General features: G+C 46.0%; 15 protein-coding genes and 2 tRNA genes. 4 read left to right on the top strand and 13 right to left on the bottom strand.

Annotated elements, in window-relative coordinates; all coding sequences use genetic code 11:
* Positions 1 to 77: 77 nt before the first annotated feature.
* Entirely contained in the window at positions 78 to 2,663 is a 2,586-nt protein-coding gene (acnB, locus tag ICN13_RS04120) for a bifunctional aconitate hydratase 2/2-methylisocitrate dehydratase (protein ID WP_216139085.1), read from the top strand.
* Positions 2,664 to 2,744: 81 nt separating this feature from the next.
* Here acnB and ICN13_RS04115 read toward each other — a convergent pair whose 3' ends face one another.
* The 3 genes from ICN13_RS04115 to ICN13_RS04105 are packed head-to-tail and all read right to left on the bottom strand — an operon-like array spanning position 2,745 to position 8,254.
* Entirely contained in the window at positions 2,745 to 3,506 is a 762-nt protein-coding gene (locus ICN13_RS04115) for a spermidine synthase (RefSeq protein WP_255534030.1), read from the bottom strand.
* A gap of 14 nt (positions 3,507 to 3,520) precedes the next feature.
* A complete protein-coding gene (gene purL, locus ICN13_RS04110) occupies positions 3,521 to 7,558 on the bottom strand; it encodes a phosphoribosylformylglycinamidine synthase (RefSeq protein ID WP_216139084.1) in 4,038 nt (1,345 codons plus the stop codon).
* A 21-nt stretch (positions 7,559 to 7,579) separates the two neighbouring features.
* A complete protein-coding gene (locus ICN13_RS04105) occupies positions 7,580 to 8,254 on the bottom strand; it encodes an ABC transporter ATP-binding protein (RefSeq protein ID WP_216139083.1) in 675 nt (224 codons plus the stop codon).
* A 164-nt stretch (positions 8,255 to 8,418) separates the two neighbouring features.
* Between ICN13_RS04105 and ICN13_RS04100 the strand changes: the two genes are divergently transcribed.
* The gene (locus ICN13_RS04100; protein ID WP_255534029.1) at positions 8,419 to 8,967 is read left to right on the top strand and encodes an arylesterase; all 549 of its coding nucleotides are present in this window, start codon (positions 8,419 to 8,421) and stop codon (positions 8,965 to 8,967) included.
* Positions 8,968 to 8,979: 12 nt separating this feature from the next.
* Here the strand turns inward: ICN13_RS04100 and ICN13_RS04095 are convergent, their stop codons facing one another.
* The 9 genes from ICN13_RS04095 to ispD all read right to left on the bottom strand — a co-directional run bounded on the left by ICN13_RS04095 (position 8,980) and on the right by ispD (position 18,209).
* Positions 8,980 to 10,443 (bottom strand): peptidylprolyl isomerase, encoded by a 1,464-nt coding sequence (locus ICN13_RS04095; RefSeq protein WP_216139081.1) that lies wholly within the window; start codon positions 10,441 to 10,443, stop codon positions 8,980 to 8,982.
* A gap of 100 nt (positions 10,444 to 10,543) precedes the next feature.
* A tRNA-Val gene (locus tag ICN13_RS04090) sits at positions 10,544 to 10,619 on the bottom strand.
* A gap of 106 nt (positions 10,620 to 10,725) precedes the next feature.
* Positions 10,726 to 13,158, bottom strand: a complete 2,433-nt coding sequence (lon, locus tag ICN13_RS04085) for an endopeptidase La (protein WP_216139080.1) — start codon at positions 13,156 to 13,158, stop codon at positions 10,726 to 10,728.
* A gap of 177 nt (positions 13,159 to 13,335) precedes the next feature.
* The gene (gene clpX, locus ICN13_RS04080; RefSeq protein WP_216139079.1) at positions 13,336 to 14,694 is read right to left on the bottom strand and encodes an ATP-dependent Clp protease ATP-binding subunit ClpX; all 1,359 of its coding nucleotides are present in this window, start codon (positions 14,692 to 14,694) and stop codon (positions 13,336 to 13,338) included.
* Between the two features lie 18 nt (positions 14,695 to 14,712).
* Positions 14,713 to 15,342, bottom strand: coding sequence for an ATP-dependent Clp endopeptidase proteolytic subunit ClpP (clpP, locus tag ICN13_RS04075; RefSeq protein WP_216139078.1), 630 nt, complete (start codon positions 15,340 to 15,342; stop codon positions 14,713 to 14,715).
* A gap of 41 nt (positions 15,343 to 15,383) precedes the next feature.
* Positions 15,384 to 16,721, bottom strand: coding sequence for a trigger factor (gene tig / locus ICN13_RS04070; protein ID WP_216139077.1), 1,338 nt, complete (start codon positions 16,719 to 16,721; stop codon positions 15,384 to 15,386).
* Positions 16,722 to 16,777: 56 nt separating this feature from the next.
* Positions 16,778 to 16,864 (bottom strand) — tRNA-Leu (locus ICN13_RS04065).
* Between the two features lie 79 nt (positions 16,865 to 16,943).
* Positions 16,944 to 17,447 carry a 2-C-methyl-D-erythritol 2,4-cyclodiphosphate synthase gene (ispF, locus tag ICN13_RS04060; RefSeq protein WP_216139076.1) on the bottom strand — a complete coding sequence of 168 codons (504 nt, stop codon included), beginning with the start codon at positions 17,445 to 17,447 and terminating at the stop codon, positions 16,944 to 16,946.
* A 9-nt stretch (positions 17,448 to 17,456) separates the two neighbouring features.
* Complete coding sequence (gene ispD, locus ICN13_RS04055) at positions 17,457 to 18,209, bottom strand: 2-C-methyl-D-erythritol 4-phosphate cytidylyltransferase (RefSeq protein WP_216139075.1); 753 nt, start codon at positions 18,207 to 18,209, stop codon at positions 17,457 to 17,459.
* A 23-nt stretch (positions 18,210 to 18,232) separates the two neighbouring features.
* Here ispD and mfd point away from each other — a divergent pair, with 23 nt between their 5' ends.
* Complete coding sequence (gene mfd / locus ICN13_RS04050; RefSeq protein ID WP_216139074.1) at positions 18,233 to 21,775, top strand: transcription-repair coupling factor; 3,543 nt, start codon at positions 18,233 to 18,235, stop codon at positions 21,773 to 21,775.
* 20 nt (positions 21,776 to 21,795) lie between these two features.
* Entirely contained in the window at positions 21,796 to 22,683 is an 888-nt protein-coding gene (serB, locus tag ICN13_RS04045) for a phosphoserine phosphatase SerB (protein ID WP_216139073.1), read from the top strand.
* A gap of 47 nt (positions 22,684 to 22,730) precedes the next feature.
* On the opposite strand, the gene ICN13_RS04040 is transcribed toward serB, so the two are convergent.
* Positions 22,731 to 23,915, bottom strand: a complete 1,185-nt coding sequence (locus tag ICN13_RS04040; protein WP_216139072.1) for an acetyl-CoA C-acyltransferase family protein — start codon at positions 23,913 to 23,915, stop codon at positions 22,731 to 22,733.
* Between the last annotated feature and the right edge of the window lie 32 nt (positions 23,916 to 23,947).

Genomic DNA, 23,947 nt, shown 5'->3' with positions numbered 1-23,947 from the left:
CAACTATAATGTTGGGATTCGGGAGAGAATTCCTGAATAGTCTTTCTATTGATCACCTTTACCTCATAGGAAACACAATGTTAGAAGCCTACAACGCCCATGTTGCTGAACGCGCAGCCCTTGGTATACCTGCTCTGCCATTAACCAAGGATCAGACCGCTGAACTGGTGAAGTTATTAAAAAACCCACCTTCAGGCAAAGAGGCTGAGCTTTTAGAGCTTATTACGAATCGTGTTCCTGCTGGCGTTGATGAAGCCGCAAAGGTAAAGGCAGAATTTTTAGATGCCATAGCAAAAGGCACAGAAAAATCACCGCTGATTTCTCGAGTAAAAGCTACGGAATTATTGGGAACTATGCTCGGTGGCTACAACATTAAACCCTTAGTTGAATTATTAAGTGATGCCGAATGTGGGGCTGTTGCAGCCGAAGCTCTCAAGAAAACACTCTTGATGTTTGATTACTTCAATGATGTACTGGAACTTGCTGAAAAAGGGAATGCAAACGCAAAGGCAGTGATGAAAAGCTGGGCTGATGCGGACTGGTTTACTGGCCGCCCTGCTGTTCCAGAAAGCATGAAGCTCACAGTTTTCAAAGTGACTGGTGAAACTAATACCGATGACTTGTCTCCTGCCCCTGATGCATGGAGCCGCCCAGATATTCCATTGCATGCAACGATCATGCTGAAGAACCCACGTTCTGGTATTGAACCCGATGAATCTGGTGTGCGTGGCCCGATGAAACAAATTGCCGCCCTACAGAAAAAAGGCAATCAAATTGCTTACGTTGGTGACGTTGTTGGCACAGGCTCATCACGTAAATCTGCTACCAACTCTGTTCTCTGGTGGACTGGTCAAGATATTCCCTTTGTACCAAATAAGCGTTTTGGTGGTGTTTGCCTTGGCGGTAATATTGCTCCAATCTTCTTTAACACCATGGAAGATTCTGGTGCGCTACCAATTGAATTAGATGTATCTCAAATGAATATGGGTGATGAGATTGAGTTGCGCCCATACGAGGGCAAAGCATTTAAAAACGGTAAAGAGATTGCTGCGTTCTCACTCAAATCGCCAGTGATTTTGGATGAAGTTCGTGCTGGTGGCCGTATCCCATTGATCGTAGGGCGAGGTTTAACTGCAAAAGCCCGTGCAGCATTAGGATTGCCTGCATCAACTGAATTCCGCCTCCCAGTAAGCCCACCTGATAATAAAAAAGGTTTCAGCCTGGCCCAAAAGATGGTTGGACGCGCATGCGGTTTACCAGAAGGACAAGGTATACGTCCTGGCACCTACTGCGAACCACACATGACGACCGTTGGCTCCCAAGATACAACTGGTCCTATGACGCGTGACGAATTGAAAGATTTGGCTTGCTTGGGCTTCTCTTCTGATTTGGTGATGCAATCTTTCTGCCATACCTCTGCTTATCCAAAGCCAGTAGATATTCGCACGCAACATGAGTTGCCACCATTCATGACCAATCGTGGTGGCGTTGCGTTGCGTCCAGGTGACGGCGTGATCCATAGTTGGTTAAATCGCTTGCTACTTCCAGATACCTGCGGCACCGGCGGTGATAGCCATACCCGTTTCCCAATCGGTATTTCCTTCCCTGCTGGATCAGGCCTGGTTGCTTTTGCTGCAGCGACTGGTGTTATGCCTTTGGATATGCCCGAATCTGTATTAGTTCGCTTCAAAGGCAAGATGCAACCTGGCATCACCTTGCGTGACTTAGTTAACGCCATTCCTTTGTATGCAATTAAAAGGGGATTGTTGACCGTTGAGAAGCAAGGCAAGAAAAATATTTTCTCTGGCCGTATCCTTGAAATCGAGGGTCTACCTGACCTGAAGGTTGAGCAAGCATTTGAATTATCAGATGCTTCTGCTGAGCGTTCTGCGGGTGGCTGCACTGTTCATTTGAACAAAGAGCCGATTATTGAGTACATGCAATCCAATATCACGTTGATGAAGTGGATGATTGCCAATGGCTACGAAGACAAGCGCACTCTGGGCCGTCGTATCAAAGCGATGGAGGCTTGGATTGCAAACCCACAATTACTGCAACCTGATGCTAATGCTGACTATGCAGAGATCATCGAAATCAATATTGATGAAATCAAGGAACCAATTCTTGCATGTCCTAATGACCCAGATGATGTGAAAGTATTGTCTGAAGTTGCAGGCGACAAGATTGATGAAGTCTTTATTGGCTCTTGCATGACGAACATTGGGCACTTCCGTGCAGCAGGACAAGTCTTGCAAGGGAAGAAAGATATGCCTACCCGTTTATGGGTTGCCCCACCAACCAAGATGGACGCCATGGTATTGATGGAAGAAGGCTACTACGGCATGTTGGGTGCAGCTGGTGCACGCATGGAAAGCCCAGGCTGCTCACTCTGCATGGGTAATCAAGCTCAGATCCGTAAAGGTTCAACAGCTGTATCAACCTCTACCCGCAACTTCCCTAACCGCTTAGGTATCGATACTCGAGTGTATTTGGCTTCTGCTGAATTGGCCTCTGTTGCCGCCCTCTTAGGACGCCTACCTACTCCTGCAGAGTATTTAGAGCAAGTGAAGGCGCTAGATGCTAAGGCTGGAGATGTTTATAAATACATGAGCTTTGATAAGCTGAAGTCTTTTAGTGATGTTGCGGATACTGTGACCGTTTAATCCGGTGACCCTTCAGCCCCACAAAGGCTGAAAGAAAATAAGGCGATCAGATGATCGCCTTATTTTTTATCTCAGAGCTTCTTAGATAGAGAGCTTTAATTCCTGTCGAGCATTCTCACGACTGATGCCCGAAACCCATTGTTGGGTAGGCAAATCTGTTTTATCTTTAATCAACTTGGCCCTAGCAGAAACATTGCTCCATTCAGCCTCGAGCTTAGGTCCTTTAAAAGCAATTGCTACTACGTTGCAATCGTGTGACTCTGGAAATAAGAGCACACGATTATCAAAGGCTTCACAGATATTTTTGAGATTGATATCAAAACTTTTATGACGAGAGAAGAGGTTAACAGTTAGCACTCCTGGCGCTTTTAGGATGTTGTAGCAACCGTTATAAAACTCTAAAGAGCTGGCAGATGGGCCATCGCAAATGGCATCATATAAATCAACCTGAACCGCATCAAAACTGTTCTTATATTTTGAGCTCTTAACAAATGCTTTTGCATCAGCCTGAATGGTCTCCAGTCGACGATCATCATCCGGCATTGAAAACATACTTCTTGCGGAGACAATCACTGCGGGATTGAGTTCGACTACGGTTGATTTCACGGCTAGACAATGCAGGTGCGTGAACTTTGTCAAAGCGCCGGTTCCTAAGCCCAACTGCGCAACACGCATACCCGGCTTGGTTTCAAGAAAAAGGAGCCAGGCCATCATTTGCTGGTTGTATTCGAGATAAATTTCATTGGGGTCACGGATGCGCATTGCCCCTTGAATCAGCTCAGTACCAAAATGCAAATAGCGTATTCCACCACTTTCAGAAAAAGTTACCGGCTCCATCAACATACTTACTTAGCCCCTTACTTGGCCCAACGGCGTGCATTGCGGAATAAACGCAACCAAGGACTTGCACCATCTGGGGTATCTAACCATTCAGGGGGACACCAACTCATCTGCACAGCCCTGAAGACACGCTCAGGGTGCGGCATCATGACTGTAAAGCGACCATCTGGGGTAGTTACACCTGTAAGACCGCCAGGCGATCCATTTGGGTTTAATGGATAGGTCTCAGTTGGATTGCCTTGATGGTCAACAAAGCGTAAGGCAGCTAGACCTTGCTTCTGTAATTTTTCTAGGTTGCCTTGCTGACTGAAATTGGCGAAACCTTCACCATGAGCTATGGCAATCGGTAATTGACTACCCTCCATACCTTGCGTAAAGATCGATGGTGAAGCAAGAACTTCCGCCATGACTAAACGCGCTTCGTATTGTTCCGATTGATTACGGGTAAATTTTGGCCAATCCTGTGCTCCAGGAATAATTCCAGAGAGATTGCTCATCATCTGACAACCATTACAAACACCTAATGCGAAACTATCTTGACGAGTAAAGAAGCTTGAGAATTGATCACGCAGCTGCTGATTAAAGAGAATGGTCTTTGCCCAACCTTCACCGGCACCAAGTACGTCACCATAACTAAAACCACCACAAGCAATTAATCCGCGGAAATCATCTAACTTTGCCTTGCCGCTTAATAGATCGGACATATGAACATCGTAACTATCAAAGCCAGCCCAATGAACGGCATAGGCCATCTCTACGTGAGAGTTAACGCCCTGCTCACGTAAGATCGCTACTTTAGGTCGTGCATTCTTTTGAATAAATGGTGCAGCAATATCGTCTGTAGCATCAAATGTCAGCTTAGGTGACATACCCGCATCAGAAACATTATCCAAAAGAGCAAACTCGCTATCAGCACATGCAGGGTTGTCTCGCAAGCGCGCAATTTGATAGCTGGTATTTGTCCACATCTTTTGCAAAACTTCACGTGGTTCTGCGAAGATATTTTTTGCATCGCGCCATACTTCAATGCGACCATTAGTATTTGGCTTGCCGATGACATGACTAAATGCACTTAAACCCAGTTTACGCAGCACTGCAAATACAGCATCACGATCTTCCCTGCGAATCTGTATCACCGCACCAAGCTCTTCATTGAATAAAGCTCGCAAAGTTTGTTCATGGCGGCGGCCAGAGACTTGCTGTGCCCAGTTCTTAGCATCACCATGGTCTGGTTCTTGACCAACATCGACGGCAATCATGTCAACATTAATAGAAACTCCACAATGAGAGGCAAAGGCCATCTCGGCAATACACGCTAGTAGACCACCATCAGAGCGATCGTGATAAGCCAGTAATTGGTTTTCTTTGCGAAGTTCAATAATGGCTGCGGCTAAATTCCTTAAATCTTCTGGATGATCAAGATTTGGGGCTTCTTTACCAGATTGACCTAAAACTTGGGCAAGAATGCTGCCTGCCATACGATTTTTGCCACGGCCAAGATCAACCAAAATCAACTCGGTATCAAGCGCTAATCCAGTGGCCTCTTTGAGCTTCAGTTGAGGGGTGAGCGTTTTCCGTACATCCTGCACAGAAGCAAATGCTGAAATAATCAATGAAACAGGGGCAACAACTTTCTTAGCCTCGCTGCCGTCCTGCCAGGCTGTTGCCATCGACAAGGAATCCTTCCCAACTGGTATTGAAATACCCAGAGCAGGACATAGCTCCATACCTACCGCTTTAACAGAATCGTAGAGTTTTGCATCTTCACCTGGAGCGCCACAAGCTGCCATCCAGTTCGCAGACAACTTCACATCCTCTAAAGAGCGTATATCTGCAGCCAATAAATTCGTAATTGCCTCACCTACAGCTATCTTGGCAGCAGCTGGAGCATCAATAACAGCAACTGGGGTTCTTTCTCCCATGCTCATCGCTTCGCCACGATAACCCTTGTAATCCATTAGGGTAACGGCGCAGTCTGCTACCGGTACCTGCCATGGCCCAACAAATTGATCACGAGCATTTAAGCCGCCAACAGTTCGATCGCCAATAGTAATTAGGAATGACTTACTAGCAACAGTTGGCTGCTGCAATACCCACGCTACTGACTGGGAAAGATCTGCATCTGTTACATCAAGTTCATTAAACTCTTGTGATACACGCTGCACATCGCGATGCATGCGCGGAGGTTTGCCAAGCAACACTTCCATTGGCATATCAATTGGCATTGCATCATCAGTGCCGGTTTCTTGTTTTGAATCACTCAGTTGCAATTGACGCTCAGTTGTAGCTTCTCCAACCACTGCAAATGGGCAGCGGTCGCGCGCGCACAGTGATTTAAATAAATCTAGGTCTTTGGCTTCAATTGCCAATACATAACGTTCTTGAGATTCGTTGCACCAGATTTCAGCAGGACTCATGCCACTCTCTTCAAGCGGCACATTTCGTAATTTAAATTTAGCCCCCAAACCGGCGCCATCGGCTAGCTCAGGGAATGCGTTTGATAGGCCGCCAGCACCAACGTCATGAATAGAGATAATCGGGTTGTTTGTACCCATGGCTCTACAAGCATTAATGACCTCTTGGGCACGACGCTCCATTTCTGGGTTACCGCGTTGCACAGAATCAAAATCTAAGTCTGCGGTATTGGTACCAGTGGCAACTGAGCTACCTGTTGCACCTCCCATACCAATACGCATTCCAGGTCCGCCTAATTGAATCAATAAGTGACCAGGCTGAATTGCCTTCTTTTGAGTATGAATGGAGTCAATACTGCCAATGCCACCCGCAATCATGATGGGCTTGTGATAACCGCGACGGATGCCATCTAAGGTTTGTTCAAATACCCGGAAATAACCACCCAAAATTGGGCGTCCAAACTCATTATTAAATGCTGCGCCCCCTAAAGGACCATCAATCATGATCTGCAACGGTGTTGCTATACGCTCAGGCTTGCCATACTTTTCAAGCTCCCAAGGGAGATCGGTACCCGGGATATTCAGATTAGAGACTGAAAAGCCTGTTAAGCCGGCTTTAGGACGACCGCCCACTCCAGTTGCGCCCTCATCACGAAGCTCGCCACCAGCACCCGTAGATGCTCCTGGGAACGGCGCTATTGCAGTTGGATGATTATGTGTCTCTACCTTCATTAAGGTATGAACTAGGCGTGTATCTTTTGTATAACGATGATCAGCACCTTGAGGAACCCAGGTCTCTGATTCACAACCCGCCATCACAGCGGAGTTATCGGAATACGCAACGATAGTTCCTTTGGGTTGCAGCTGATGGGTATTGCGAATCATTGCAAACAATGAACGCTCTTGATCATCGCCATCAATAGTCCAACTTGAATTGAAAATCTTGTGGCGGCAATGTTCACTATTTGCTTGCGCAAACATAATCAACTCTACATCGCTTGGATTACGTTTAAGGCGAATAAAATTTTCAGTTAAATAATCCACTTCATCATCAGAGAGAGCCAAACCAAGCTCTTGGTTGGCTTTATCTAAGGCGACCCTACCTTGCTCCAGGACCGGGATACGGCTCAGAGGACGATCTTCAAGGGTTTGATACAAAGCATTTGCTTGATCTACAGATTGAATAACGGCTTCCGTCATCCGATCATGAATTGCAGCCAAAACCATATCTTCTTGTGCTGGGCTTAAGGATTTTTTTGCCTTCCATACGAACTGTATGCCGCGCTCAATACGCAAAACATTTAATCCGCATTGACGGGCAATATCAGTTGCCTTACTGGCCCATGGAGATACTGTTCCGAGGCGCGGAATTACTACAGCACCATGGCCAGAATCAGAACCCTTGGAAAACCAAGATTTGCCTTGATGAATTTTGGAGTGAAACGGTTGACCGTAAGTTAAGAGGCTAGAGAGTAGCTCTTCATCTTTGGGGCTCAATGCTAAATCAGACCAGATGAAGTGCAGATACTGCGCCTCAATAGAATCTAGCTCGATACCTTGCGCTACTAAGGAGGCTAAAAGACGCTGTTGGCGGAAAAAGGAAAGCGCGTCAGCGCCGGGCAAAAAGTGGAAAAAAGACATCCCTAGATTATAAGGTTTTGCCTACACTAAGCGTCCGCCCTGAAGATGCAATTGGCGCTGGCACCTGCTGGCCAAGGCCGCGTCATGGGTTACCAGAACAAGGGTGGATTGATTGGCTCGATTAAGCTCAAAAAGGAGCTCAATTACCCTATTTCCACTGGCCTCATCTAGGCTCCCGGTAGGCTCGTCCGCAAATAGAATGGCTGGCTTAGTAATAAAGGCTCTAGCCAAGGCGACCCTCTGTTGCTCCCCGCCAGAGAGGGTTCTGGGGAAATGATCCAAGCGTTCAGCCAAGCCCACACGCTCGAGCCATGACTTCGCATTTACTTTCGGGCCATCCATTCCCGCAAGCTCTGCTGGAAGCATGACGTTTTCAAGTGCCGTTAAATGAGGCAACAATTGAAAAGACTGGAATACAAAGCCAACCTGCAGACCTCTCAGTTTGGCCCTGCCATCTTCATCAAGTGAATTGAGGTTTTGACCCATGAGAGTCACATTGCCCTCACTCGGCAGATCTAGGCCAGCCAAAAGACCCAATAATGTACTCTTACCGGAGCCAGAACTACCGGTAATAGCTACGCTTTCACCTTGAGTGATCTCAAAGCAAATGTCGTGCAAAATAGTTAGACTGCCATCACTCGAGGGAACAGATTTACCCAGGTGATTAGCGCTCAGGACTTTTTCTAATGCACTCATAAAGACGTAGACTGATAAATAGGTGTCATAGCTCTAAAATGACTTAATAGATGAATCAAAATAAACCACTCACTTTCATCTCAACAAAAGTAATTGCAATAGGCTTATTTTGCCTGTTAATTTCCTTTGTAACATCTGCAAGGTCAAATCCAATCATTCTAGTCATGGGCGATAGTCTTTCTGCTGAATATGGCATCACCAGGGGCTCAGGCTGGGTAAGGCTTCTAGAGGGTCAGCTCCAAAAACAAGGTAGCCAATGGGCCGTTTTCAATGCCAGCATCAGCGGAGAGACTAGCTCTGGCGGCCTGACACGTCTGCCGAGTCTCCTGGAGCAAAAGAAGCCCGGCATTGTGTTACTTGAGCTCGGCGCTAATGATGCATTACGAGGACTATCAATTGATGAGACTGAAAAGAACTTACGCAAGATGATTCAGTTAAGCAAAAAATCAGGAGCGAAAGTTTTGCTGTTTGGGATACAAATCCCTCCCAACTACGGGCAAGAATACACAAAGAAGTTCAAAGACCTTTATCCAAAACTTGCCGCGCAAGAAGGTATTGAATTAGTACCATTTTTCATGGCAGAGGTAGCAAGTAACCCAGCACTTTTTCAAGCAGATAACATTCATCCAAATGAAAAAGCACAGGCCGTACTTTTCAAAAACGTATGGGGCGCAATGGCCCCATATCAGTCACTACTCAATAAGCAGAAATAAGCACTAAATCAATTAGCTGCCGGCGCCTGTTGAAGGCGGTTTTAAAGGATTAATGGTTTTTACTTTTGCGTTATCACGCCAATAGGACATAAAGCCAGCGAACTCGGACTGAGCTGCCAGGGCTTGAATTTGCTGAGACTGAGCTTTATGCACCTTTGCATCTACAGTCGTTGGCTGACGAATCTGATCAACGCGATATAAGGTAACACCAGCCCCTGGAACATTTACAGAGACATAGGCTGGTAACTTATCTGGATTAACTGACATCACGTCATCCAAGGCGCTGCCTACGAGATTTGTAGGTTTATTACGAGATACCCAAAATGCACTGCCGAAGCCAGACGCATTCTTTGGATCTTTTTGCAACTCCGAATAACGCTCAGCAGCAGCTGAAACCGCTAATTTTTCTGCGGCGCGTTGACTTACCTGACGTTTCACTTCTGCAGCAACATCTTTAAACGGTAATGTCTGAGCAGGATGAAAAACCACTACTCTGGCAGAGACAAAGACTCCAGGTGAGGTTTGAACCGCTTCAATATTGCGTTTATTTTTTACGGCCTCATCGCCAAAAAGTGATTGAACCACTTTTGGGTTGGCTAGAGGATGATCTCTTGATACGCCACTTGGACCAGCCCGAGTGAAGCCCTTTTGACTTTGGATGCTGAGTTTTAACTTATCGGCTGCAGGCTTCAAGCTATCAGACTGGTCATAGGTCATATTCGCAAACTGGTCAGCTTTTTCACTAAAGGCTTTGGCATCCTCTTTTGGATCAGCCTTGAGAACGATATATTCAATATCAATGAATTCTGGGCTTTCAAATAACTTCGCATTAGCGTTATAGAAAGCTTGCAACTCTTCTGGTGAAGGGTTTACCTTACTCAAGTAGCTCTTGGCATCAAACGGCAAGGCCTGTACTTGGCGCTCTGTCTCATACAAGGTTGAAATAATTTCAGAAAGCTTTGGACTAGCCAACTCCGTACGAGCAACTGAATTCACTAGCTGACTAATTTTCAAATCAAATGCCTGGCTAGCATAGAACTGCTCTTCATTGAGCCCATTATTAGCCAATAGTTGCTTGAAGCGGGCATCATCAAAGCTGCCATCTGCTTTATAAAGGGCTCGAATTTGCGGGATGTTTTGTAAACTTTTTACCAATGCCTCTTTACCCACTTGCAGACGTAAATCACTCACTGCGAAGCCAAGAATGCGCTGCTGTAACAACTCATTCAAAATTGCCTGTCTAAACGGAAGGCTTTGTGCAATCTGCAAGTTACCACCTACGCGCTCAGCCTGGCGCTTTGCTGCGTTATCAACCTCTTGTGCGGTAATGGGTCTGCCATCAACCTTCATGAGATCCGTCTCTTTATCCATAAAGCTGGAATAGCTAGAAATACCGAAAAAAGCAAAAGACGGAACGATCACCAACATCAGTGCAAACTGCATTAATCTTTGGTGCTTACGGACGGTATCAAACATGGAGAAGTTCGCTAGTAAAAAATAAGGATGACGCTAGTTTACTAGGCGGATCAGATCGGATGATTATGCTGCCTAGAACAGGCTTTCAGAAGTAAACATTTGGTGGGCGCTGAGAGGCTCGAACTCCCGACATTCTGCGTGTAAGGCAGACGCTCTACCAACTGAGCTAAGCGCCCCAAAATATTACAGGAGGAATTGTAACCTAAGTGCCCAAAATACGGGTGTTTTCCGCCAAATCAACCCTAAGTAGCCAGGTGTAAAGGACGGAAAACCCCTTCTCATTTAATGCTTGAGAATCTCTCCTGAAGAGACCTTCTCATTAGCCTTGCTCGCCTCAGACGCCTTTTTAGCTAGCTCTTCAGGCGTTGGCTCAGGCAAAGCTTCGGGCATTCGCTCCAGTGCAAGCTCTAGGACTTTATCAATCCAGCGCACAGGAACAATTTCGATTGCATTCTTAACGTTATCTGGAATATCAATCAAGTCCTTAACATTCTCTTCCGGTATCAAAGCCAACTTAATGCCGCCACGATGAGCTGCCAAAAGTTTTTCTTTCAAGCCGCCAATCGGAAGCACTTCGCCGCGCAAAGTAATCTCACCAGTCATTGCCACGTCTGAACGAATCGGAATTCCGGTGAACACAGAAACCAAGGCGGTGGTGATGGCAATACCAGCAGATGGGCCATCTTTTGGAGTCGCGCCATCCGGAAAGTGAATATGAATATCTTTCTTCTCAAAAGCCTCATCGGTAATGCCAAGACGTTTGGATCTGGAACGAACTACGGTGCGAGCAGCCTCAACAGATTCCTTCATGACATCGCCAATAGAACCTGTACGCGTAATAACACCCTTACCTGGCATGACTGCAGCTTCAATCGTTAAGAGATCGCCCCCGACCTCAGTCCAGGCCAAACCAGTTACTTGACCTACCTGGTTTTCTTTACCCGCAAGACCAAAATCAAACATGCGTACCGATAAGAATTTTTCAAGATTATCGGCATTGACCACCACAGGAGCAGCCTCCTTCTTGAGAAGCAGCAACTTCACCACTTTACGGCAGATCTTGCTAATTTCTCTTTCGAGGGAGCGCACGCCTGCTTCGCGAGTGTAGTAACGAATCATGTTACGGACTGCAGTCTCCTCGATCATTAGCTCATCTTTCTTCAAGCCATTATTTTTGATTTGCTTTGGAATGAGATAGTTCACTGCAATACTGGTTTTTTCATCTTCGGTATAACCAGCCAAGCGAATGATCTCTAAGCGATCCAACAAGGGGCCTGGAATATTTAAAGAGTTAGATGTTGCAACAAACATCACATCCGAAAGATCAAAGTCAACTTCAACATAATGATCTTGGAAGGTATGGTTTTGCTCTGGATCTAATACCTCTAACAAGGCGCTCGCAGGGTCGCCACGGAAATCCATGCCCATCTTATCTACTTCATCTAAGAGGAATAAAGGATTGCGCACACCAACCTTGGTGAGACTAGTCAATATCTTGCCGGGCATGGAGCCAATATAGGTGCGGCGATGACCACGAATCTCAGATTCATCACGCACACCACCTAAGGCCATCCGAACAAACTTTCGATTAGTAGCTCGTGCAATAGATTGGCCTAGAGAAGTCTTGCCGACTCCTGGCGGACCTACTAAGCAAAGAATTGGAGCCTTGACGCGATCAACACGCTGTTGCACTGCGAGGTACTCCAAAATACGCTCTTTGACCTTATCGAGACCATAGTGATCTTCATCCAATACTTTTTCAGCATTAGTGAGGTCATTATTGATCTTGGTTTTTTTCTTCCAAGGAAGATTCACCAAGGTATCAATGAAGTTACGTATCACCGTAGCCTCAGCAGACATTGGTGACATCAACTTCAGTTTTTTGAGTTCAGACTCCGCTTTCTTCAAAGCTTCTTTTGGCATGCGAGCAGCCTTGATTCGCTTCTCGAGCTCCTCAAGATCAGCGCCCTCTTCGCCCTCACCCAATTCTTTTTGAATAGCTTTCACTTGCTCATTGAGGTAGTACTCGCGTTGGCTCTTTTCCATTTGACGCTTAACGCGTCCGCGAATACGTTTTTCAACTTGCAAAATATCAATTTCACTCTCGAGATCTGCCAGGAGACTCTCTAAACGCTGCACTACATCCGTCATCTCCAGCAAACGCTGTTTCTGCTCAAGCTTGACTGGTAAATGAGCGCAGATGGTATCGGCTAAGCGGCTTGGATCATCAATGCCACCAAGCGAAGACAAAATTTCTTGTGGAACTTTCTTGTTGAGTTTTACGTACTGATCAAACTGAGCCATGATGGCACGACGCAAAGCCTCAGTCTCATGCGCATCGATAGCATCAATTGCAGTTGGAGTAGCCTCACAATTGAAGTAACCAAGACTATCTTCAATTTGACTGACTTCGGCGCGTTGTACACCCTCAACCAAAACCTTGACGGTACCATCAGGAAGTTTGAGCATTTGCAAGATGTTGGCAATACAGCCAACCTCATACAGATCTTCAATGACGGGCTCATCTTTAGCCGCAGTTTTCTGAGCAACCAAGAGAACGTTTTTACCGGTCTCCATAGCAGCCTCTAGAGCTTTAATAGATTTAGGGCGACCCACAAATAAAGGAATCACCATATGAGGGAAGACAACTACATCCCGCAGGGGGAGCAAAGGTAGTTGAATCGGTTCAGAGGGTAGTAATAAGTGGCCAGGCATAAGGCAAATCCTCCAAAGTAATCAAACCTCAAAAGTCTCTAAAAAAGCAAACCACTAAATAGAGACAATATTCATGAGTAGCATACTACCTATATGGGTAGCTCTTTTGATAATTCAAGGGGGAAAAGTGTAAAAAAGGGGCAAAAATGCCCCAAAAATAGCGAAAACCCTAAAAAATTAAGCTTTTTTGCTTAAATCTACTTGCTCAGGATCTTGTTTGTAGACCAATAAGGGCTTTCCACCCTCTGCAATGCTCGATTCGTCGATAACAACCTTTTGGACATTCTTTAGAGAAGGAAGGTCATACATGACATCCATTAAAGAGCCCTCTAGGATAGATCTCAGACCACGAGCACCTGTTTTACGGGCGATTGCCTTCTTAGCGATTGCTGAAAGCGCTTCACGACGTACTTCAAGCTCAGAGCCTTCCATAGTCAGCAGCGCTTGGTATTGTTTCACCAGCGCGTTCTTAGGTTCCGTCAGAATTTGAATCAAAGCCTCTTCATCTAACTGAGCCAATGTAGCAACTACCGGTAGGCGGCCAATCAATTCTGGGATTAAACCGAATTTAATTAAATCCTCAGGCTCAACCTCAACAAGAAGATCACTTACGCCTCGATCATCCTTACCTGGAACCGTCGCATTAAATCCAATACCAGTCTTAGCTGTACGTTGTTGAATCACTTTTTCAAGGCCATCAAATGCGCCGCCGCAAATGAACAAGATGTTTGTTGTATCGACCTGCAAGAAGTCTTGATTGGGGTGCTTGCGTCCACCTTGTGGTGGCACAGAAGCCATGGTACCTTCAACCAGCTTTAATAGAGCCTGCTGAACGCCTTCGCCTGAAACATCTCGAGTAATTGAGGGGTTATCAGACTTACGCGATATCTTATCAATCTCATCAATATAAACAATGCCGCGTTGCGCTTTTTCAACGTTGTAGTCGCATGCTTGTAACAATTTTTGAATAATGTTTTCGACGTCTTCGCCGACGTAACCTGCTTCAGTCAAAGTGGTTGCATCAGCCATCACAAATGGAACATCAAGCATGCGCGCTAGTGTTTGAGCCAAGAGCGTTTTACCTGAACCTGTTGGACCAATTAGCAAAATATTGCTCTTTGCCAACTCAACACCATCTACTATCGCCTTGGCAGGTAATTTAGATTCTTTTTTGTCTGCTGCCTCGACTGGCTTGCCATCCTTATCAAGCTTCTCTTTTTTAGGCTTAGGGAGATACTGCAGGCGTTTGTAATGGTTATAAACCGCTACTGCCAGAGTCTTCTTGGCATGATCTTGCCCGATCACATATTGATCAAGATTTTCTCTAATTTGATGAGGTGTTGGCAAAGAATCATCGCCCTCTTCCTTTGGAAGCTTGGCAATTTCTTCTTGAATAATATCCGTGCAAAGATCAATACACTCATCGCAGATAAAGACGGATGGACCAGCAATTAACTTCTTGACCTCGTGTTGGCTTTTGCCACAGAAGGAGCAATATAAAACTTTATCTGTCGTGCTGGTGGTTGTATCGCTCAAAGTAGACTCGATTAAAAATTAAGGGCGCTTCTCAATAACTTTATCGATCAAGCCATATTCACGAGCTTGCTCTGCAGACATAAAGTTGTCGCGGTCGGTATCTTTAGCGATTGTCTCAATGGATTGACCGGTACGATCCGACAAAATCTTATTCAAACGTTCGCGCAAATACAGAATTTCACGGGCCTGAATCTCAATATCGGATGCTTGACCACGCGCGCCACCTAATGGCTGATGAATCATGACGCGAGAGTTCGGTAAAGCGTAGCGCTTGCCTTTTTCACCAGCACATAATAAGAATGCGCCCATGCTTGCCGCCATACCCATGCACAGAGTGCTTACATGAGGCTTAATAAATTGCATGGTGTCATAAATAGCAAGGCCTGCAGATACAGAACCACCAGGAGAATTGATATAGAGAGAGATCTCTTTATCTGGATTCTCGCTCTCAAGAAACAATAACTGCGCAATTACTAGGTTGGCAGTTTGATCGTTAACTTCACCAACTAAGAAAACAACACGCTCTCTTAATAGACGGGAGTAAATATCATAAGCACGCTCACCCCTGCCAGAGGTTTCGATCACCATTGGAACCAAACCTAGAGCTTGAGGTTCTAAGTTTTCAGACTGAAAATGGTTTTGGTTCATTTAGGACGGCCCTCTTTAAGTAAATTGATAGCTTCTTGAACTTAGTTTAGCTTGCTTAGCTCTTCAAAGCTTATCGCTTTATCGCTTACTTTGGCAAGTGATGTGAAATGTTTAATCACATTATCTTCAAGTACCAGGTTCTCGATATCTTTTAGGCGGCTTGGGTTGCTGTAGAACCAACGAACAACCTCTTTAGGATCTTCGTAGGTAGCAGCTTGCTCCTCGATTTCAGCCTTAATTTGATCTGCTGTAGCAGCCAAGTTATGCTTTTTAACCAATTCGCTCAGAATCAAGCCCAGACGAACACGCTTGAGCGCTTGATCAGCAAATATCTCAACAGGAATAGGTGCATCTTTAGCATTCGGTACGCCACGTTGCATTAAGTCTTGGCGCGCACCCTCAACGAGTCGCTCTTGCTCTGAAGACACCAGAGACTTAGGCACATCCAGTTCGCACAAAGTGTTGAGCTTTTCCATCACTTCATTTTTCAATAAAGAAGTAATGCGACGCTTTACTTCGCGATCTAAATTTTCTTTTACTTCAGCGCGCATTTTTGTAACGCCGCCTTCTATAACACCCATAGACAATGCAAACGCATCATCAACTGCTGGTAAGTGAGCCCAGCTGACTGATTTCACAGTGATGGTGAACTCAGCAGTTTTGCCGGCAACCTCTTTGCCATGATAGTCGGCCGGGAAACTTAGGGGGAATGATTTACTTTCGCCTGGCTTAAGACCTAAGGTTGCAGCTTCGAATTCTGGCAACATGCGGCCTTCGCCTAGAACATATTCAAAGTTTTCAGCTTTGCCACCAGCAAACTCAACCCCATCAATTTTGCCAACAAAATCGATCACTACCTGATCGCCATTTTGGGCTGCAGTATTAGATCCGCCGTCACCATGGGCACCAGCTTCGCCGCGTGGATGGTAATGAACTTGCTGCTTACGGAGCACGTCAATAGCGCGATCAATTTCAGCTTCACCAATCTCTGAAATGTACTTAGTGACTTCAGCTTTTGAAAAATCGCCAATCTTTACTTCTGGCAGCACTTCAAAGAATGCATCAAAGATAATTTTGTCAGCATCCAATTCACTCTTTGGCTCAAGACGTGGTTGACCAGCCAAAGCTACGCCCTCTTTTTTTGCATGCTCATAAAAAAGTTCGGCAGCCTTATCAAATTGCAATTCAAAATCGACTTGCATACCATGTTGCTTCTCAACGAGATTTTTTGGCACCTTGCCTGGACGGAAGCCCGCCATTTTCATGGTCTTACCAACTTTAGCCAAACGGGCTTCACGCGCTTTAGCCAAATCGGCACGAGCGAATTCCAAAGTCATTTTGCGGTCTAATGAACCTAAATTTTCTATCTGCACAGCCATTCTCGTCTCTTAATTGAAATCAGGATATGTGAAGTCCAAGCCAAGTAGTAATCTTGTGGTGCGAGGAGGGGGACTCGAACCCCCACACCATTTCTGGCGTCAGGACCTAAACCTGGTGCGTCTACCAATTTCGCCATCCTCGCGAATATCCGCAAACACTGCCAAGCTTAAACTTCACTCTAAAGACCGTAATTCTACAATGCCTGGGGTTTTAAAGGATCTTTAGGCCTTGTAAAGCAATGCAACAGCGTGCACTGCAACGCCCTCACCCCTTCCCAGGTGGCCTAAGGATTCATTGGTTTTAGCCTTGAGGTTTACATGGCTAGGGGTAACCAAGAGGTCGGCGGCGATATTTCTGACCATTTCAGGCAAAAATTCCGCTAATTTAGGCTTTTGACAAATGATGGTCGCATCCACATTTCCGATCTGAAATCCGGCAGCCTGAACCTTTTGAAGGGCCGCCCGAAGCAGGATACGGCTATCCATGTCCTTGAACGCTGGATCAGTATCAGGAAATAACTGACCAATATCATTTAGTCCTGCCGCTCCCAGCAAAGCATCGGTCAGCGCATGCAGCAAAGCATCAGCATCAGAGTGGCCCAATAAACCTTTTTCATAAGGCACGTGTACACCACCAAGAATCAGTTTGCGATCAACCACCAGAGCATGGACATCATAACCCTGACCAATACGGAACTGCGGAGCCTGAACATTACTTTGTGTCATATGGATTCTTTATTTATCTATTGTTGCATTCAATAGTAGCTGCATCAATTCCCAATCTGCTGGATGAGTTACCTTGAAGTTTCGAGTAGCGCCTTCAATCAGTAATGGTTTCGCACCAACCAATTCCATGGCGCTTGCTTCATCAGTGACATCAGCCTCCAATCGAATGGCATCCTCCAAGGCGGCATGCAAATTCTTCAGACCGAACATTTGCGGGGTCTGGGCCTGCCATAAGTGTTCGCGCGGTATGGTTTTCTCTACATGAGGCATATTACCGGCAATGGCAGAATCAAGGTCTGCTTGCTTCAAAGTATCAGCTAACCGGACTGCTAATAAACCACCTACGTTAGAGGTCTGCACAGAAGTAATCAATTTTTCAATAAGCGCTGGCGTGATACCAGGTCTGGCTGCATCGTGAACCAAGACCCAATCCTCTGCCGCTATTTCAGACTGGAGCATTGCTGCCAAGGTGTTACGAACAGTCTCTTGGCGGGTTGATCCACCAGTAGGTAAGAAATGAATCGGCTTGCTTCCTTGAGCAAGGTTTTTCAAAATAGGATTATCAATAAAGCTGGGTGAAACGCCAATCCAGATGGATTCAACCTGGGGAGATTGCATAAAGGCATCGATAGCGTAAGCCAGCATGGGCCGCCCAGCCAATTGCTGGAACTGTTTGGGTAAATCACCGCCCAAGCGAGACCCGCTTCCCGCAGTGGGCAAAAGCGCATGACATTTCTTCATGGATTGATTTCCTAAGCTCATGCCTGATTCTATAATGAGCTCAGATGTCTGATGCATTAAATCTAGCACCCCCTATACCCGCTCCGCGGGCTGGGCAGCGCTTTACCTTTTCGGGGCTAGTGGGTTCGGCTGATGCAGCCCTGATAGCCCAAACCGCCCTACGCTATCGCAAGGATTTTTCAGTTATGGTGATCTTCTGTGCTCAGGCACAGGAAGCCCAAAGACTTTTGGAAGAAATTCCAGCTTTTGCACCGCAACTCAAAACACGCCTTTTGCCCGATTGGGAAATTCTTCCTTACGATCATTTTTCCCCACATCAGGACTTGGTATCTGAGCGTTTAGCAACTCTTTATGAGCTGCTAAATGGCAGCTGCGACATTGTTTTAGTTCCAGTTACCACAGCACTTCAAAGATTGGGCCCGCCAAATTTCTTATCAGGTCATACCTTCTTTTTTAGGCAAGGTGACAAGCTCAATGAAGCTGCACTTAAGTTACAACTACAGCAGGCTGGCTACGATCCTGTAAGCGCTGTGATGCGACCTGGTGAGTACAGTATTCGCGGTGGACTGATTGATCTATTTCCCATGGGATCAAATCTACCCTATCGCCTAGATCTATTTGGCGATGAAATCGAACAGATTCGCTCTTTTGATCCGGACACTCAAAGAAGTCTATATCCAGTAAAGGAAGTACGACTACTTCCAGGACACGAGTTTCCTTTTAATGATGAGGCCAGAACAGCCTTCCGAGGTCGCTGGCGTGAGGTTTTTGAGGGAGATCCCACCCGTTGCTCCATCTACAAGGATGCGAACTTAGGGATTCCTAGCGCAGGAATAGAGTCTTACTTGCCAATGTTCTTTGAAGAGCAATCCAGTGTGTTTGACTACTTTCCAAGGTCGGGTGATCCGGTGTGGATTATTAGCACTGGAGATATTGATAATGCAATTCAAGGTTTTTGGAAAGACACGCTCTCGCGTTATGAGTTTCTCAAGCATGATCTTGATCGCCCCATTCTTCCGCCTAAAGAGTTATTTTTAGATGTCGATGAGTTTTTCGCAACAATAAAACCACATGCTCGTTTAGCGCTTGAAAACGAAACTTCAGAGGCAGCGCAATTTCTTCGAGTGCCGGATATTGCGGTTCATCGCAAAGATGCGGATCCAGTCAGCGGTTTACGCAAATTAGCTGCAAAAGAGAATGTCCGAGTCCTGATTTGCAGTGATAGCGCAGGCAGAAAAGAGTCCATCCGTCAGTTGCTAGATGAAAGCAATTCTGTTGCAGGCAAGGATGGAAGGCCGCTGTATCAGCTAAAGCCTGAGGGCTTTGATTCTGTTGCCGACTTTATCAAGAGCGAGTCCTTATTTGGACTTACAACCGCCCCACTCTTTAATGGTTTCTCATGGCCCGCACAAAACTTCATCATCATTACCGAGGCGGAGTTATTTACATCGACTGCAAGACAGCGACGTAAAGGCAAAGGATCTGAAAGCGCTGATCCTGACATGCTCTTTAAGGACTTATCAGAACTTAAGATTGGTGACCCGGTAGTACATGCCGAACATGGCATTGGGCGTTATCAAGGCATAGTGCTTTTAAATTTAGCGCCGCCTAAAGAAGCACCCATTTTTGAGGAGTTTCTCCATCTTCAATACGCTGGCGAAGCTACTTTATATGTCCCGGTTCAGCAATTGCAAATGGTCACTCGCTATGCTGGTTCTGATCCTGATTCGGCACCACTGCATCAACTCGGTTCTGGACAGTGGGATAAGGCTAAACGTAAAGCAGCCCAACAAATTAGAGATACTGCGGCTGAACTTCTCGGACTCTATGCTGCCAGAGCAATTCGCAAAGGGCATGCCTTTGAATTTTCTGCACACGATTACGCTGCATTCGCCGAAAGCTTTGGTTTCGAAGAAACTCCTGATCAAGCCAATGCGATTGCCGCAGTGATTGCTGACATGACTAGCGGTACACCAATGGATCGCCTTGTTTGTGGCGATGTTGGTTTTGGCAAAACCGAAGTCGCACTGAGAGCTAGCTTTGTTGCTGTCATGGGCGGTAAACAAGTGGCTATTTTGGCACCTACAACCTTGCTTGCCGAGCAACATGTTGCTACCTGGAAAGATCGTTTTGCAGATTGGCCAGTGCGGATTGTGGAACTCTCTCGCTTTAAAACCACCAAAGAAATCAACGCAGCATTAGAAGCCATCTCTAAGGGTGAGGCTGACATCATTATTGGTACGCACAAGCTTCTTTCTAAAGAGACCCAGTTTGCAAATCTTGGTTTGGTCATTGTGGACGAGGAGCATCGCTTTGGCGTGCGTCAAAAAGATGCCCTGAAAGCCTTGCGGGCTGAGGTCGATATTCTGACTCTCACAGCCACACCCATCCCAAGAACCCTAGGCATGGCGATGGAGGGTTTGCGCGAATTCTCTATTATTGCTACAGCGCCCCAGAAGCGTCTCGCTATTAAAACTTTTGTGCGTCGTGAAGGTGACGGCGTGATTCGTGAAGCAGTTCTCCGAGAAATTAAACGCGGTGGACAAGTCTACTTCTTACACAATGAAGTTGAAACCATTCAGAACCGCAAGCATGCGCTACAGGAATTAATTCCGGAAGCACGGATTAGCGTTGCTCATGGCCAAATGCATGAGCGTGAGCTGGAATCCGTCATGCGTGAATTTGTGACTCAACGAACCAATATTTTGTTATGCACCACCATTATCGAAACAGGCATTGACGTACCCACTGCCAACACGATCATCATGCATCGGGCCGATAAATTTGGCTTGGCGCAGCTACACCAACTCCGTGGTCGTGTTGGTCGCTCCCATCACCAGGCCTATGCTTACTTGCTGGTTCCAGATCCAGAAGCCCTAAGCAAACAAGCGCAATTACGTCTCAATGCAATTCAAGCCATGGAAGAGCTCGGCTCTGGATTTTATTTAGCAATGCATGATCTAGAGATTCGAGGCGCTGGAGAAGTTTTAGGCGACAAGCAATCTGGTGAGATTCATGAAATTGGCTTCCAACTTTATACAGAGATGCTCAATAGAGCTGTAAAAGCATTACGCAGTGGCAAAGAGCCTGATTTACTATCGCCACTGCAAGCAACTACCGACGTTAACCTTGGTGTGCCCGCCCTCCTTCCCGAGGACTACTGTCCCGATGTGCATGAGCGTCTCTCTTTGTATAAACGCTTTGCCGGTACCAATGACTTTTCAGAACTGATGGGGTTGCGGGAAGAGCTAGTAGATCGTTTTGGAGATCTTCCAGACCAAGCCAAATCTTTCTATGAAACCCATCGACTTCGCTTGGAAATGACTGGCTTTGGCATTAAGAAAATTGATGCAACGCCAGCATCCATTCAGATTCAATTTATACCGAATCCCCCCATTGATCCTCTGAAGATCATTCAATTAATACAAAGCTCGAAATATATTCAGCTCAACGGTCAGGATAAGCTCAAAGTGTTACCCCAAAAGGATCGGGAATTTGAAAAGCTTGAGCAACGATTAGATGCAATCCTCCAAATACTAAGACGCCTGAATGAGTCAGCAGTATTAAGCTCAGCAAAAGCCAATTGATTATTCGCTATTATTAAGCCATGCCAAAGCAAACCCTCGTAGCCCTATCTAGAGAGCCTATATCTGAAAAGCTGGTCTTTGAGCTCAAGGACCAAGCTATTAGACATGGAATAAATCTGCATTCGTTTGGAGGGCAGATTGCGAATGGCACTTACCATTGCGAACGCTGGGAGTCTAGTCAGGAGTTTGACCTTACACAAAGAGAACGTCTGAGAGCTATTGCAGCAGAATTGAATAGCGACCTCTGTTTCTTGAACGCTGATCTTAAGGCTGGTGACATTAAAGTGCTAGCAATGGATATGGATTCCACCCTCATTAACATCGAATGCATAGATGAGATTGCTGACTTTACCGGGAAAAAAGCAGCTGTTGCCCAAATTACAGAGGCAACCATGCGTGGCGAGATTAAAGACTTTAAGGAAAGCTTGCGTCGTCGTGTCGCTTTACTTGAAGGCGTATCAGCCGATGCCCTTGAATCAGTTTACCGCGAACGTTTACGTCCAAATCCTGGCGCTCAAGAGCTATTGGCTGGCGCAAATGCCCGCGGCCTTTATACACTTTTAGTATCTGGCGGATTTACTTTTTTCACTGAAAAGCTTCGTCAGCAATTGGGCTTTAAGCAAACTCAAGCAAATACACTTGAAATCATTGATGGCAAGCTGACAGGTAAAGTACTCGGCGATATTGTTGATGGAGCAGCCAAGGCTGCCTATCTTGATAAAGCTTGCAGCTTATTAGGCTGCACTAAAGCCAATGCAATCACTATGGGCGATGGTGCAAACGATCTCATCATGATGAATGGATCTGGCATCAGCATAGCCTACCAAGCCAAACCTCTTGTCAAAGAAAAAGCCGACGCGGCTTTTGACCGAGTCGGCTTGGATGCAGCTTTACTACTAATCCCTTAAGCATTTAACCCAAGAGATTGTTCGTAATTTTTAGCTCTGCTTTTGACTTACAGACGCTCAAAAATAGTTGCAATACCTTGACCGCCACCAATACACATCGTTACCAAAGCATATTTGCCTTGAACACGTTGTAGCTCATGGATTGCCTTAGTCGCAATAGCGGCGCCAGAGCAACCAATTGGATGACCCAAAGCAATTGCACCACCATTCACGTTAGTTTTAGCTGGATCTAAACCAAGACCTTTAGTTACCGCTAAAGCCTGTGCCGCAAATGCTTCATTCGACTCGATTACGTCGATTTGATCTAATTTCAGGCCAGCGCGCTCAAGAGCAAGCTTAGTTGCAGGGATAGGACCTTCACCCATAATGTGATTAGGTACACCAGCCACTGCATAAGACACTAAACGAGCGATTGGCTTATGGCCAGCCTTCTTAGCAGTTTCTGCATCTGCCAATACAAAGAAAGCTGCGCCGTCGTTAATGCCGGAGGCATTACCAGCAGTAACTGAGCCGCCTTCTTTCTTAAATACGGCCTTCATCTTGCCCAGAGTTTCCATAGTGGTATCTGGTTTGCAATGCTCATCGGTATCAAACACAATATCGCCCTTGCGAGACTTAATCGTAATTGGAACGATCTGCGACTTAAAGCGACCTTCTTTGATTGCATTAGCTGCACGACGATGTGACTCAACCGCCAAAGCATCTTGCTCTTCACGCGTCAGCTTCCATTTTTCAACCAGGTTCTCTGCAGTAACACCCATATGGCCAACGCCAAATGGATCAGTCAAGACGGCAACCATTAAGTCGAGCATTTTGGTATCGCCCATGCGAGCACCACTGCGCATTGCTGGTGATCCATACATTCCGCGTGACATGACTTCAACGCCGCCGCCAACACCGTAATCACAATCACCCAACATAATTTGCTGAGCAGTAGTCACGATTGCTTGTAAGCCAGAGCTACACAAACGGTTCAATGCCATTGCCACAGATTCCATAGGCAAGCCAGCCTGAATAGCAGCGACACGAGCAACATATGCATAACGACTATCTGTTGGAATCGTGTTTCCAACGGTGACATAATTAATTAATGCTGGATCTACACCAGAGCGAGCAACCGCTTCTTTCATGACAATACCGCCAAGCTCGGAGGGCTCAAAGCTACTGAGGGAGCCATTGAAGGCGCCGATAGCGGAACGAACAGCACTTAAGACAACGACATCACGACTCATAACAACCCCCTTAGCTGAGCCCAAAAAATAGG

The sequence above is a fragment of the Polynucleobacter sp. MWH-Berg-3C6 genome (genome assembly GCF_018881855.1).
In the GTDB taxonomy this organism is placed as follows: Bacteria; Pseudomonadota; Gammaproteobacteria; order Burkholderiales; family Burkholderiaceae; genus Polynucleobacter.
The sequence above is the reverse complement of the archived record's forward strand: the minus strand, read 5'-3'. Positions and strand labels throughout refer to the sequence as shown.